Annotated in this window: 13 protein-coding genes and 2 pseudogenes; 10 read left to right on the top strand and 5 right to left on the bottom strand. The window is 63.2% G+C overall.

The genetic code is table 11. The features are described 5' to 3' along the window. The first annotated feature begins 168 nt into the window (after positions 1-168). Together AC0V7N_RS19230 and AC0V7N_RS19235 are read left to right on the top strand one after the other, a co-directional pair. The gene (locus AC0V7N_RS19230) at positions 169-1,275 is read left to right on the top strand and encodes an IS5 family transposase (RefSeq protein ID WP_475450046.1); all 1,107 of its coding nucleotides are present in this window, start codon (positions 169-171) and stop codon (positions 1,273-1,275) included. After that, the gene (locus tag AC0V7N_RS19235) at positions 1,272-1,595 is read left to right on the top strand and encodes a hypothetical protein (protein WP_475450047.1); all 324 of its coding nucleotides are present in this window, start codon (positions 1,272-1,274) and stop codon (positions 1,593-1,595) included. Before AC0V7N_RS19230 ends, AC0V7N_RS19235 begins: the two co-directional genes overlap by 4 nt. Here the strand turns inward: AC0V7N_RS19235 and AC0V7N_RS19240 are convergent. Beyond that, positions 1,592-2,314 carry an SDR family oxidoreductase gene (locus AC0V7N_RS19240; protein ID WP_496627193.1) on the bottom strand — a complete coding sequence of 241 codons (723 nt, stop codon included), beginning with the start codon at positions 2,312-2,314 and terminating at the stop codon, positions 1,592-1,594. The genes AC0V7N_RS19235 and AC0V7N_RS19240 overlap by 4 nt on opposite strands. Next, complete coding sequence (locus AC0V7N_RS19245; protein ID WP_475450048.1) at positions 2,311-3,150, bottom strand: SDR family NAD(P)-dependent oxidoreductase; 840 nt, start codon at positions 3,148-3,150, stop codon at positions 2,311-2,313. The genes AC0V7N_RS19240 and AC0V7N_RS19245 overlap by 4 nt, the downstream gene beginning before the upstream one ends. A 104-nt stretch (positions 3,151-3,254) precedes the next feature. On the opposite strand from AC0V7N_RS19245, the gene AC0V7N_RS19250 reads away from it, so the two are divergent. Beyond that, the gene (locus AC0V7N_RS19250) at positions 3,255-4,127 is read left to right on the top strand and encodes a helix-turn-helix transcriptional regulator (protein ID WP_475450049.1); all 873 of its coding nucleotides are present in this window, start codon (positions 3,255-3,257) and stop codon (positions 4,125-4,127) included. Positions 4,128-4,417: 290 nt separating this feature from the next. Here AC0V7N_RS19250 and AC0V7N_RS19255 read toward each other — a convergent pair whose 3' ends face one another. Next, complete coding sequence (locus tag AC0V7N_RS19255) at positions 4,418-5,071, bottom strand: TetR family transcriptional regulator C-terminal domain-containing protein (protein WP_475450050.1); 654 nt, start codon at positions 5,069-5,071, stop codon at positions 4,418-4,420. Positions 5,072-5,280: 209 nt separating this feature from the next. Between AC0V7N_RS19255 and aptA the strand changes: the two are divergent. The 3 genes and pseudogenes from aptA (at position 5,281) to AC0V7N_RS19270 (ending at position 8,412) form a co-directional block, all read left to right on the top strand. Next, a pseudogene (aptA, locus tag AC0V7N_RS19260) lies at positions 5,281-6,608 on the top strand (omega-aminotransferase AptA). Positions 6,609-6,735: 127 nt separating this feature from the next. Continuing rightward, positions 6,736-7,161 carry an endonuclease domain-containing protein gene (locus AC0V7N_RS19265; protein WP_475450051.1) on the top strand — a complete coding sequence of 142 codons (426 nt, stop codon included), beginning with the start codon at positions 6,736-6,738 and terminating at the stop codon, positions 7,159-7,161. Next, positions 7,162-8,412, top strand: a complete 1,251-nt coding sequence (locus tag AC0V7N_RS19270; RefSeq protein ID WP_475450052.1) for a Zn-dependent hydrolase — start codon at positions 7,162-7,164, stop codon at positions 8,410-8,412. 2 nt (positions 8,413-8,414) lie between these two features. Here the strand turns inward: AC0V7N_RS19270 and AC0V7N_RS19275 are convergent, their stop codons facing one another. After that, entirely contained in the window at positions 8,415-8,651 is a 237-nt protein-coding gene (locus tag AC0V7N_RS19275; RefSeq protein WP_496628045.1) for a hypothetical protein, read from the bottom strand. Here AC0V7N_RS19275 and hydA point away from each other — a divergent pair. The 3 genes and pseudogenes from hydA to AC0V7N_RS19290 all read left to right on the top strand — a co-directional run bounded on the left by hydA (position 8,538) and on the right by AC0V7N_RS19290 (position 10,702). Then, positions 8,538-9,927: pseudogene (hydA, locus tag AC0V7N_RS19280) on the top strand (dihydropyrimidinase). The gene AC0V7N_RS19275 and the pseudogene hydA sit on opposite strands and share 114 nt — an antisense overlap. Positions 9,928-9,929: 2 nt before the next feature. Next, positions 9,930-10,301: a hypothetical protein gene (locus AC0V7N_RS19285; protein ID WP_496627194.1), complete on the top strand. Its 372-nt coding sequence runs from the start codon at positions 9,930-9,932 to the stop codon at positions 10,299-10,301. 23 nt (positions 10,302-10,324) lie between these two features. Further along, complete coding sequence (locus AC0V7N_RS19290) at positions 10,325-10,702, top strand: hypothetical protein (RefSeq protein ID WP_475450055.1); 378 nt, start codon at positions 10,325-10,327, stop codon at positions 10,700-10,702. Positions 10,703-10,719: 17 nt separating this feature from the next. Here the strand turns inward: AC0V7N_RS19290 and AC0V7N_RS19295 are convergent, their stop codons facing one another. Next, positions 10,720-11,124, bottom strand: coding sequence for a cupin domain-containing protein (locus AC0V7N_RS19295; RefSeq protein WP_015317160.1), 405 nt, complete (start codon positions 11,122-11,124; stop codon positions 10,720-10,722). Between the two features lie 128 nt (positions 11,125-11,252). Between AC0V7N_RS19295 and AC0V7N_RS19300 the strand changes: the two genes are divergently transcribed. Continuing rightward, positions 11,253-12,044, top strand: a complete 792-nt coding sequence (locus AC0V7N_RS19300; RefSeq protein WP_475450056.1) for an ABC transporter ATP-binding protein — start codon at positions 11,253-11,255, stop codon at positions 12,042-12,044. Positions 12,045-12,434 lie beyond the last annotated feature (390 nt).

A 12,434-nucleotide genomic window follows, 5' to 3' on the forward strand; every position in this document is an offset into this window, starting at 1 on the left:
GGGCGGAGCTAGAGCGGTGAACCGCTCTAGTTCCTTGTTTGACGCAATTCCGGACGGAAAACCGCTTCGCACTTTTCCTGGAATTGCTCTAGCAGGTTGTTGAAGAAGTACTGGCGCGGCTGTTTGGAGCGTGATTCACTGCTCCCCGGATGATTTGGGGATTTGTGGATGCGCGGCTCAGACGAACGGACAGGTTCGCTGTTTTCGTATGTCGACCTTGAGGCGCGGGTTCGCCGCGACCATCCGCTGCGGGTGATACGAGAGATCGTGAACGCCGCTCTTGTGGAGATGGACGGCGATTTTGCGGTGCTTTATCCGCCCGGACTCGGCCGCCCGTCGATCGCGCCGGAACGTTTGCTGCGTGCGATGCTGCTGCAGGCCTTCTACGGCATTCGCTCGGAGCGTCAGTTGATGGAGCGGATGGAGTTTGATCTTCTGTTCCGCTGGTTCGTGGGGCTTGGTGTAGACGAGCCGGCCTGGGATCATTCGAGCTTCACCAAGAACCGGGATCGGCTGCTGGAAGGTGAGATCGCGGCAAAGTTTCTGCGCGCGGTGCTTGCTCAGCCAAAGGTGAAGCGGCTTTTGTCGTCGGACCACTTCTCGGTGGATGGGACGCTGATCGAGGCCTGGGCTTCGATCAAGAGCTTCCGCCGCAAGGACGGGGACGACAACGACCCGGATGGAGCGGGCCGTAACGCCGAGCGCGGCTTCCACAAGGAGAAGCGCTCCAACGACACACATCAGAGCACGAGCGACCCGCAGGCACGGCTCTACAAGAAGGGCGACGGGCAGCCGGCGAAGCTCTGCTACATGGGGCATGCGCTGATGGAGAACCGTCATGGGCTGGCGGTCGATGGCGGCATTACCCAAGCGACAGGTACGGGCGAACGTGATGCCGCGCTCGCCATGTTGGATCGCAGACCGTCGCGGCGGCGCATCACACTGGGTGCGGACAAGGCGTATGACGTGCGCGCTTTCATCAAGGATCTGCGCGAGCGCAAGGTCACGCCGCATATCGCCGTCGACGGCCATCTGAGCAAAACCGGCAAGCCTCGCGTGACGGCGGTCGATGGCCGCACGCGTCGCCACGCCGGCTATGCGGTCAGCCAGCGCCGCCGCAAGCGGATTGAGGAGGTGTTCGGTTGGATCAAGGCCTCGGCCGGCATGGCCAAAGTCAAGCTGCGAGGATGCGCCCGTGTGGGCGCGGCCTTCACCTTGAACCTGGCGGCCTACAATCTGATCCGCTTGCCCAAGCTGCTGGCAGCGCCGATATGAGCCTCACCGGCCGCTGGATCGTCGCGATGCCCGACTATGTCGAGAACTATCGCGACATGATGGAGGCCGCCTACATTGAGTTCGCGGCCGACGGCTCCGGCGAATTCGCCTTCGGCTGCGTCACTGGGCAGATCTTCGGCGCGGGCGACGGCAACAATGCCGCCTTCTCCTGGCAAGGCAATGACGAAATGGACGAAGCCCAAGGCAATGGCTGGGCCGAAATCCAACCAGACGGCTCCATCAGTGGACAAATCTGCTTCCATGGCGGTGACGAAGCAGACTTCGTCGCCCGCAAGTGGACTTCTTCAACAGCCTGCTAGGCGGCAAATCGCAAGCCGCCATCGCAGGTCAACACTTGGCCTGTCATGAAGCCGTTGGAGACGAGAAAGGCTATCGCCGAGGCGACATCCTCGGCGCGGCCGATCCTGCCCACAGGGGTCTTGCCGGCATATTCGGCGAAGACCGCCTGCCGCTGCTCGTCGGGCAAAAAGTCCCACCACGGCGTGTCGATGACGCCGGGCGCGACGACGTTGACGCGCAACGGCTTCAGTTCGACAGCCAGGATCGGCGTCACGGTCAGCAGCATGCCGTTGACGGCACCGATGCCGGCGACGCCGGGCATGGTGGCCTGAGCCGACACCGCCGATATGAAGGTCACCGACCCCGATCTGTTCAGCGTCGGCAGGGCTGCCTGCAGGCAGGACAGTTGCGGCCGTACTTTCTCTTCGACGCCGCTGCCGATGTCGGCAAGGTCGAGGGTCTCGAACGGGCCAAGGCCCTTGCCGCCGCTCGCCGCCAGAACGAGGTGGTCGAACGGGCCGAGGCGCTCGAAGAATTGGCGCACTTCGTCCGGCTTCGACGCATCGAAGGCGGCCTTGTCGGCGGCGCCGCCGAGGCTCTTCCAGGCGCTGTTGAGCTTGTCCTGGTTGCGCCCGGTGATGGTCACCTTCATGCCGGGCCCAATCAGCTTGCGCGCGGTTGCCAGGCCGATGCCGGACGAGCCGCCGATGATGACTGTGTGTTCGGTTCTGTCGGTCATGAGTGTTGTTCCTTCGATTTTGAGGAGGCCGGGCCGACAAGGTCGAGGCTCAGGCTTCGCAATTGTTGTCTCGCCTTGGCGTCGTAGGCCTGGGCGTCGGCGCGGGATTCACGCAGGCCGTCGAAATAGAGGCCGGCGCGTCCTTCGAGCGCGGGTGAGGTGGCGAGGTTGACGATGGCGTCGGCGCCGGTTTCGACCGAGCTCCATGGCGTCACGCCGGCCTGGCGGACCATGGTGGTGTTCATGTAGCTCGCCGGATGCAGCGCGTTGACGGTGACCCCGGTGCCCTTCAGCTGTTCCGCCAGATCGACGGTGAACAGGATCTGCGCCAGCTTGCTCTGGCAGTAGGCGCGCACGCCGCTATAGCCGTGGGTCAGCATGACATCGCTGAAGTCGATCGCCTGCTGGCCGGCCGAGGCAACATTGACGATGCGCGCCGGAGCGCTGGCCTTCAGCAGCGGCAGAAGCTCCGAGGTCAGCAAGAAGCCGGCGAGATAGTTGACGGCGAAGCGAAGTTCGTAACCGTCGGCGCTGACCTGTCTTTTGGCACCCGCGGTGCCGATGCCGGCATTGTTGATGAGGATATCGAGCCGGTCCGTTCGGGCGCGTACGGCCTCGGCGAGGCGGCGAATTTCGGCCAGCGAGGCGAGGTCGGCGGCGAAGAACTCGGCCTTGCCGCCGGCGGCTTCGATCTCTGCGATTGCCGCCTTGCCGCGCGTTGCGTCGCGACCGTGCACCAGCACGCGAGCGCCGGCGGCACCCAGCCTTTGCGCCACGACGCGACCGACGCCGTCGGTCGAGCCGGTGATGAGGATTGTCTTGTCTTTCAGATCCATGTCGGGAGCCTCCTGTCTGTTGCTCCAGACGCAAGATGGGACGCCTGACGGATCTCAAACAGTTCAAACTTTATCCTGGTATCAGTACTGCTATAATAGGCATCATGGATGCTCCCTCTCATTCCGCTGAAGACAGCCGCCGGCGCGAACTCGGTGCTTTCCTGCGCTCGCGCCGCGAAAGGCTGACGCCCTCGGCAACCGGCATCACGACCGGTCTCAGGCGGCGCACGCCGGGCCTGCGTCGCGAAGAGGTGGCGATGATCGCCGGCGTCGGCACCACCTGGTACACCTGGCTGGAACAGGGCAGGGATGTGCGCCCTTCCGTGGAGGTGCTGACGGCGCTGTGCGGAGCGCTGCGCCTCGACGCCGCCGAGAAGCGGCATCTGTTCACACTCGCCGGCCGCCAGCAGCCGGAGCGACGGCGCATCGCGGCTGGAAAGGTCGACGGCCCCCTGCTGCATATGCTGCAAAGCCTTGTCCTGCAGCCTGCCTATGTCGTCGGTCCGCGCTGGGATGTGCTGGCCTGGAATGACGGAGCCGTTGCCATTTTCGGCGATTACGGCCTGCTGGAGGGCGACGCCCGCAACATCATCCACGGCGTGTTCACGGATCCTCACCGGCGGCATTTGCTCGTCGACTGGGAGCAACTGGCGCGCGCAACCCTTGCGGCGTTTCGCGCCGAAAGCGCAAAGTATGTCGGCGATCCGGATTTCGAGCGGCTGATCGCGCTGATGATGCGCTCAAGTCCCGAGTTCCGCGAATGGTGGCCGCAACGTGATGTCGTGCACCGCCTGTCGGGCATGAAGCATCTGCGGCATCCGATCGCCGGGGCGATGGTGTTCGAGCATATGAGCCTGTCGATCGATGACGGCTCGGACATGAAGCTGATCGTCTACACACCGCTCGCCGAGCAGAACTCGATCGCCAAGCTGCAGACGCTGCTGGACGCGCTGCCAGCCGAGCGGCGCAGCGCCTGACGTTGGCTGGCGGCAGCCCCTCAACTTCGTCATCCTAGGGCGGAGCAGCCGCGAAGCGGCGTCGCGGAGACCCTGGGATCCATTCCGTGACCTTGAACAATGAATGCAGCGGAGCAGAATTTGTACCGTTGCGGCGCGTTGAAGTCGCGGCATGGATTCTAGGGTCTACGCCGCGTCGCTTCGCTCCTTGCTTCGCCCTAGAATGACGAAATCAATGTGCGCTTCGGCCAATCTCCACCGTCTGGGATAGCCCGGCGACTGCCAAGTTGATACCAGACGTGATCTCGCTGCTACCCCTTCGGCTTCAGCCCCTCAAGAAACAATTGCTCCAGGAACCTCGCGGCGTCCTCGAAGCGGCCGTCGCCGCCGCGGTTCGGCCCGAGCACGGCGCGGACCTGGACGTCGAAATCGGCGTAGTGCTGCGTCGTTGCCCAGATCGAGAAGATCAGGTGCCAGGGGTCGGTCCTGGCGATCTTGCCGGCGCGCATCCAGCCCTTGATGACGGCGGCTTTCTCGTCGACCAGCGTTTTCAGCTCGCCGGCCAGCAGCGGCATGATGCGCGGCGCGCCTTGCAGGATCTCGTTGGCGAACAGCCGGCTCTCGCGCGGGAAATCGCGCGCCATTTCAAGTTTGCGCCTGATGTAGCTCCTGAGCTCGGTCATCGGATCGCCGATGTCGTCGAGTTCCCTGAGCGGCGCCAGCCAGGTGTCGAGCAGGCGCTGCATCAGCGTCTCGTGAATGTCCTCCTTGCGGCGGAAGTAATAGAGCAGGTTGGGCTTCGACATGCCGGCCGCTTCGGCAATCTGGTCGATGGTCGAGCCGCGGAAGCCGTTGGTGGAGAACACCTCGAGTGCGGCCTCCAGGATGAGTTCCCGCTTTTCCTGCTGGATGCGGGTGCGGCGAGGGGCGTCCGTGCCGGTGTTCACCGTTGCAAGCCCTCGCATTGAGGGTCATCTGGACCAATTCTCTGGACCAGTTTTTCCCTAGCCTGTGGAACGCACTTCAGGAGCCGCATTTCCGCTAGTAATCCCTTGACCGCCGACAGGGCGGTGCTAACGTTTGTCCAATCGGTCAAAAATTTGCGTAGCATGAAAGCGCGGCAAAGACCAAGCGTTGGACGCACCGAAACAGTTTACAAGGGGAAGTCTTGGTCATGTCCAACCGGCTGAAAGTCACGCCGAACGATCTCAGCGCATTCTGGATGCCGTTCACGGCAAACCGGCAGTTCAAGCAGGCGCCACGCATGTTCGTGTCCGCCAAGGACATGCATTACACCACCAGCGACGGCCGCAAGGTGCTGGACGGCACCGCCGGCCTCTGGTGCGTCAATGCCGGCCATTGCCGGCCGAAGATCACCGAGGCGATCCAGCACCAGGCCGCCGAACTCGACTACGCGCCGGCCTTCCAGATGGGCCATCCGATCGTTTTCGAACTGGCCAACCGCCTGGTCGACCTGGCGCCCAAGGGCATGGACCACGTCTTCTTCACCAATTCCGGTTCGGAATCGGTCGAGACGGCGCTGAAGATGGCGATCGCCTATCACCGCGTGAAGGGCGAGGGCTCGCGCACCCGCCTGATCGGCCGCGAACGCGGCTATCACGGCGTCAATTTCGGCGGCATCTCGGTCGGCGGCATCGTCACCAACCGCAAGATGTTCGGCACGCTGCTCGGTGGCGTCGACCACATGCCGCACACGCATCTGCCGGAGAAGAATGCCTTCTCCAAGGGCGTGCCGGAATATGGCGCGGAGCTCGCCAACGAGCTGGAGCGCATCGTCGCTTTGCATGATGCCTCGACCATCGCCGCCGTCATCGTCGAGCCGGTCGCCGGCTCCACCGGCGTCATCCTGCCGCCCAAGGGCTATCTGCAGAAGCTGCGCGAAATCTGCACGAAGCACGGCATCCTGCTGATCTTCGACGAGGTCATCACCGGTTTCGGCCGTCTCGGCGCGCCGTTCGCCGCCGACTATTTCGGCGTCACTCCCGACATCATGACCACCGCCAAGGGCGTCTCCAACGGCGTCATCCCGATGGGCGCGGTGTTCGTGAAGAAGGAAATCCACGACGCCTTCATGACCGGCCCCGAGCACATGATCGAGTTCTTCCACGGCTACACCTATCGGGCAACCCGATTGCCTGCGCCGCGGCACTCGGCACGCTCGACACCTACAAGGAAGAGGGCTTGCTCACCCGTGGCGAGGAACTGGCGCCATACTGGGAAGACGCGCTGCATTCGCTGAAGGACGAGCCGCATGTCATCGACATCAGGAACATCGGCCTGATCGGCGCGATCGAACTGGCGCCGATCGCCGGCAGCCCGACCAAGCGGGCCTTCTCGGCCTTCGTCAAGGCGTTCGAGCGCGGCGCGCTGATCCGCACCACCGGCGACATCATCGCGCTGTCGCCGCCGCTGATTATCACCAAGGGCCAGATCAATGAATTGATCGACCATGTGCGTGAAGTGCTGAGGTCGATCGATTGACAAACTGGGCGCGGATATCCCTCCCCCTCGAGGGGAGGGTGGCCGCGAAGCGGTCGGGTGGGGTCGGTGCGACGGGGCGCCGACCTGATCTTTTGCCGCGAGGCTGCCGCTGATGCCCCGGACTCGCGTGAGCTTCGAAATGCGCCAAAAGGCGCGCGCGCTTCGAGTTCACGCGACCAAGGGTGAATCCCTGCTCTGGTACGAGCTGCGCGATCTCAAATCGATCGGCATAAAGTTTCGCCGTCAGTGCCCGATCGGGCCGTATATCGTCGACTTCGCTTGCTTCGCTGTGAAGCTGGTGGTCGAGGTGGATGGCGATCTGCACGAACACGAAAAGGGCAAACGGCACGACGCCGTTCGCGATGCCTATCTGCGTTCGCTCGGGTTCGATATCTTTCGCGTTGACGAGCCCGATGTCATAAACAGCGCCTGGCATGTCGCGCAGGTGGTCAAAGGGAAGGTCGAGCTTATGTCAGGCGACCCCACCCGACCGCTTCGCGGCCACCCTCCCCTCGAGGGGGAGGGGGACGCCGCGCAATTGGAGAGGTTTTGAATGGCCGCACCCGGCGAGAATTTGCGAATCAATTCAGACCGTTTGTGGGATTCGCTGATGGAGATGGCGAAGATCGGCCCCGGCATTGCCGGCGGCAACAATCGCCAGACCGTGACTGACGAGGACGGCGAGGGCCGGCATCTGTTCAAGCGCTGGTGCGAGGCCGCCGGGCTCGAAATGGGCCTCGACGAGATGGGCACGATGTTTGCCCGCCGCGAAGGCACCGATCCCAGCCTGCCGCCGGTCTATGTCGGCAGCCATCTCGATACGCAGCCGACCGGCGGCAAATATGACGGCGTGCTCGGTGTGCTCGGCGGGCTGGAAGTCGTGCGCTCGCTCAACGACCTGGGCATCAAGACCAAGCATCCGATCGTCGTCACCAACTGGACCAATGAGGAAGGCTCGCGCTTTGCCCCGGCGATGATGGCCTCCGGCGTGTTCGCCGGCGTGCTTGAGCAGGCCGATGTCTACGAACATACCGATAAGCAGGGCAAGAAATTCGGCGAGGAGCTGGAGCGTATCGGCTGGAAGGGAACCGAGAAGGTCGGCGACCGAAAGATCCACGCCTTCTTCGAACTGCATATCGAGCAGGGTCCTATTCTGGAAGATGAAGACATCGACATTGGTGTCGTCACCCACGGCCAGGGCCTGAAATGGCTGCAGGTGACGCTGACCGGCAAGGAAGCCCATACCGGCTCGACGCCGATGCCGAAGCGCCGCAATGCCGGTCTCGGCATGGCCCGCGTCATCGAACTGGTGCATGAGATCGCCATGGACTACCAGCCCGACGCCGTCGGCGCGGTCGGCCACATGGAAGTGTTTCCCAATTCGCGCAACATCATTGCCGGCCGCACCGTCTTCACCATCGACATCCGCTCGCCCGAGAAGGAAGTGCTGGACGCGATGGATGGCCGCATCCGCGAAGGCATCGACACGATCTGCGAGGCGCTCGACATCCAGTACAAGGTCGAACAGGTCGGCGCGTTCGATCCCGTCACCTTCGACGCCGGTTGCGTCAAGGCGATCCGCGACGCCGCCGAACGCCTCGGCTATTCACACCGCAATCTCGTGTCCGGCGCAGGCCACGACGCCTGCTGGATCAACCGCGTCGCGCCGACCGCCATGGTGATGTGCCCTTGCGTTGACGGGTTGTCACACAACGAGGCTGAAGAGATCTCCAAGGAATGGGCTTCGGCGGGCGCCGATGTGCTGTTCCACGCGGTGGTGGAGACGGCTGTCATCGTGGAGTGAGCTTAGAGATCTAGATTCCAAACGCCGCTCGTAAAGAAGCGCGAAGAGAACAAGGGAACAAGAAAATGACCAAAGTCATCAAGAACGGCACCGTCGTCACCGCTGACCGCTCGTGGAAAGCCGACGTGCTGTTCAGCCACGGCAAGATCGTCGCCATCGGCTCGGACCTGCATGGCGACCATGAGTACGACGCCACCGGCTGCTATGTCATGCCGGGCGGCATCGATCCGCACACCCATCTCGAAATGCCGTTCATGGGCACCTATTCGGCCGACGATTTCGAATCCGGCACGCGCGCGGCCCTTGCCGGCGGCACGACGATGGTGGTCGATTCTGCCTGCCGGCGCCGCAGCAGTCGCTGCTGGAAGCCTTGCAGATGTGGGACAACAAGACCTCCAAGGCCGCCTGCGACTATTCCTTCCACATGGCGATCACCTGGTGGGGCAAGCAGGTGTTCGACGAGATGGCCACTGTCGTCGACAAGGGCATCACCTCGTTCAAGCATTTCATGGCCTACAAGGGCGCGCTGATGGTGGATGACGACGAGATGTATGCGTCGTTCCAGCGCTGCGCCGATCTTGGCGCGCTGCCTTTGGTGCATGCCGAGAATGGCGACGTGGTCGCCGCTTTGTCGCAGAAGCTGCTCGCCGCCGGCAACAACGGACCCGAGGGTCATGCTTATTCGCGCCCTCCGGAAGTGGAAGGCGAGGCGACCAACCGCGCCATCATGATCGCCGACATGGCGGGTGTGCCGCTCTATGTCGTGCATGTCTCCTGCGAGCAGGCGCACGAGGCCATCCGCCGGGCGCGGCAGAAGGGCATGCGCGTGTTCGGCGAGCCGCTGGTCCAGCATTTGACGCTCGATGAAAGCGAATATTTCAACAAGGACTGGGATCATGCGGCGCGCCGCGTGATGAGCCCGCCCTTCCGCAACAAACTGCATCAGGATTCGCTGTGGGCCGGCCTGCAGGCTGGATCGCTGCAAGTGGTGGCGACCGACCATTGCGCCTTCACCACCAAGCAGAAGCGCAACGGCGTCGGCGATTTCACCAAGATCCCCAACGGCACCGGTGGTCTGGAAGACCGTTTGCCGGTGCTGTGGACCACGGGCGTCAACACCGGCCGGCTGACGATGAACGAGTTCGTTGCTGTGACCTCGACCAACATCGCCAAGATCCTCAACATGTACCCGAAAAGGGCGCCATCGTCGAAGGTGCTGACGCCGACATCGTCGTCTGGGATCCGAAGCGCAAAAAGACGATCTCGTCGAAGAAACAGCAGTCGGTCATCGACTACAACGTGTTCGAAGGCTTCGAAGTGACCGGCTTGCCGCGCTTCGTCTTCTCGCGCGGCGAGCTATCGATCGAGGAAGCCGAGGTCAAGGCCAAGCCCGGCCATGGCCAGTTCGTCGGCCGCGAGCCGAACGCGGCGGTCAACCGGGCGCTGTCGACGTGGAAAGACATCACCGCGCCGCGCAAGGTGGAACGGTCAGGTATTCCGGCGACCGGGGTCTGAGCTTGGCGCGTTCGGCCGCGCTCATCTTACTGGTCCTGGCGGCAGTTGCCGGTGGTCCGGCAAATGCGGCCGGTGTGCTGGCCGGTTCCTGGGGCAATGATGTCGGCTGTGCCGGCGTTAAGGCCGGGTATCAGGACAGCGACGCCTATGTCCTGCTGACGGCAGAAGGCATCGAGACCTATGGCAGCGGCTGCCGGTTCGAGCAGCAATTGACGACGATGCCGGGTGCGCAGTCCGTGAATTCTACCTGTTCCGCCGAGGGTGAGGCGGGGACAACGATCGAAACCATCGTGGTCACCAACAAGGGAGAGGATGGTTTCTTCGTCACCATTCCCGGCCTTGAGGAACTGGGGCCGCTGCAATCATGTTCTTAACGTTGGGCAATGGGGGAATGAGCATGCGTGGTTTTAGTCTGTCTGTTGCGATGGTTGTCGTTTTGGCTGCTGGCCAGGCTTCCGCGGCAGGTATCGATCTGTCGAAACCCTATGGCGACAAATATGGCTGTATCAACCGCAACGGCCAGGAAGTCGCCGCCGATCAGATGCTGCTTTTGACCGACAAGGAATTGATCACCGCCGCCAGCGCCTGCACGTTCACGAAGACGCAAGCGCAGGCCGACGGATCGCTGGTGGTGACAGCGACATGCGAGGCGGAAGGCGAAGAGGGGCAGGAGCCGACCAAGTTCACCATCAAGCACAGTGCCAAAAATGCCAAGAAGCTGACGATCACCGACGAAGATGGCAACGTCATGGGGGAAGTCTCGCGGTGCAAATGACGGCGATCCCGTCAGCGTCAGGCGACCAGTGCATCCAGTTCCGGCAGCAGGACGACGCTTTCCTGCTCGTTGGGATCGGTGCGGGCAATGACGGCCGAGGACGGGGCGTTGCTCAGATTGGCCGGCAGATGCGGTACGCCGGCCGGAATGTAGAAGAGGTCGCCGGCCTTGACGACGATGTGGTGCTCGAGCCGGTCGCCATACCAGGTATGGACCTCGCCGGAGAGCACGTAGATCGCCGTTTCATGGTTCTCATGCAGATGCGCCTTGGCGCGGGCGCCGGGCGGCATGGTGAGCACATGCATGCAGATGCCGGAAGAGCCGACCGACTCGGTGGCGATGCCGGCGAAATAGGTCAAACCCTGCTTGCCTTCATAAGTGCTTTCAGGGCGGATAAGATGGCAAGTGGGTTTGGGCGACATCGGGGAAACTCCGGGCGTCGATTGAGTGGAACAAAGACCAATGGGACTGGGCGAGTGGAAAACAACATCGCGATAAAAGCAATCGGAATCCGGCCGGCGCAGGGGCGGGAACAGGCAGGCTGCAGCCGATGACCGGGACTTCGCCAGCCGTCGTCGCGGCAAGCAAACTGGGCCTCACCTTCCAGACCAATGACGGGCCGGTGCAGGCACTGTCCAATGTCGACCTGACCATCGGCAAGGGGGAGTTCGTCTCCTTCATCGGGCCATCGGGCTGCGGCAAGACCACGCTGCTGCGCGTCATCGCCGATCTGGAGAAGCCGACCTCGGGGACGATCTCGGTCAACGGCATGACGCCGGAACAGGCGCGCGAGAAACGCGCCTATGGCTATGTCTTCCAGGCTGCGGCGCTTTTTCCGTGGCGCACCATCGAACGCAATGTGGGGCTGCCGCTGGAGATCATGGGCCTGTCCGGGGCGGAGCAGGCGGAGCGCATCAAGCGCACGCTCGACCTCGTCAACCTCTCGGGGTTCGAGAAGAAATACCCCTGGCAGCTGTCCGGAGGCATGCAGCAGCGCGCCTCGATCGCCCGCGCGCTGGCCTTCGACGCCGACCTGCTTTTGATGGACGAGCCGTTCGGCGCGCTGGACGAGATCGTGCGCGACCACCTCAACGAGCAGTTGCTGGAATTGTGGGGGCGGACCAACAAGACCATCTGCTTCGTCACCCACTCCATACCGGAAGCCGTGTATCTCTCGACGCGCATTGTCGTCATGTCGCCGCGGCCCGGCCGGGTCAGCGACATCATCGAATCGACACTGCCGAAGGAAAGGCCGCTCGACATCCGCGAGACGCCGGAGTTTTTGGCGATCGCCGCGCGCGTGCGCGACGGCTTGAGGGCAGGGCACAGCTATGATGATTGAGGGGGTGAACGACGGTCTTCCTCCTCTCCCCAACGGGGAGAGGGTGGCCGGAGCGAAGCGGAGGTCGGGTGAGGGGGCGGCCACCCGCGCCTTCGTCATCCTAGGGCGGAGCAGGTGCGAAGCGGCCTGCGTCGAGGGAGCATCCCACCCTAACTTCGTCATCCTAGGGCGGAGCAAGGAGCGAAGCGACGCGGCGCAGACCCTAGGATCCATGCCGTTACTTCGACGCTCCGCAGCGGTGCAAAACGGTACTCCCTACGCAGTGCGTTGGAAGGCGAACATTCTCGACCGCTCATACCCCTTGGCCAACGTCACGGAATGGATCCTAGGGTCTGCGCGACGCTTCGCGTCGCTCCGCCCTAGGATGACGAAAGACCGGCAGCGCCGCTT

The sequence above is a fragment of the Mesorhizobium kamtschaticum genome (assembly GCF_056174585.1).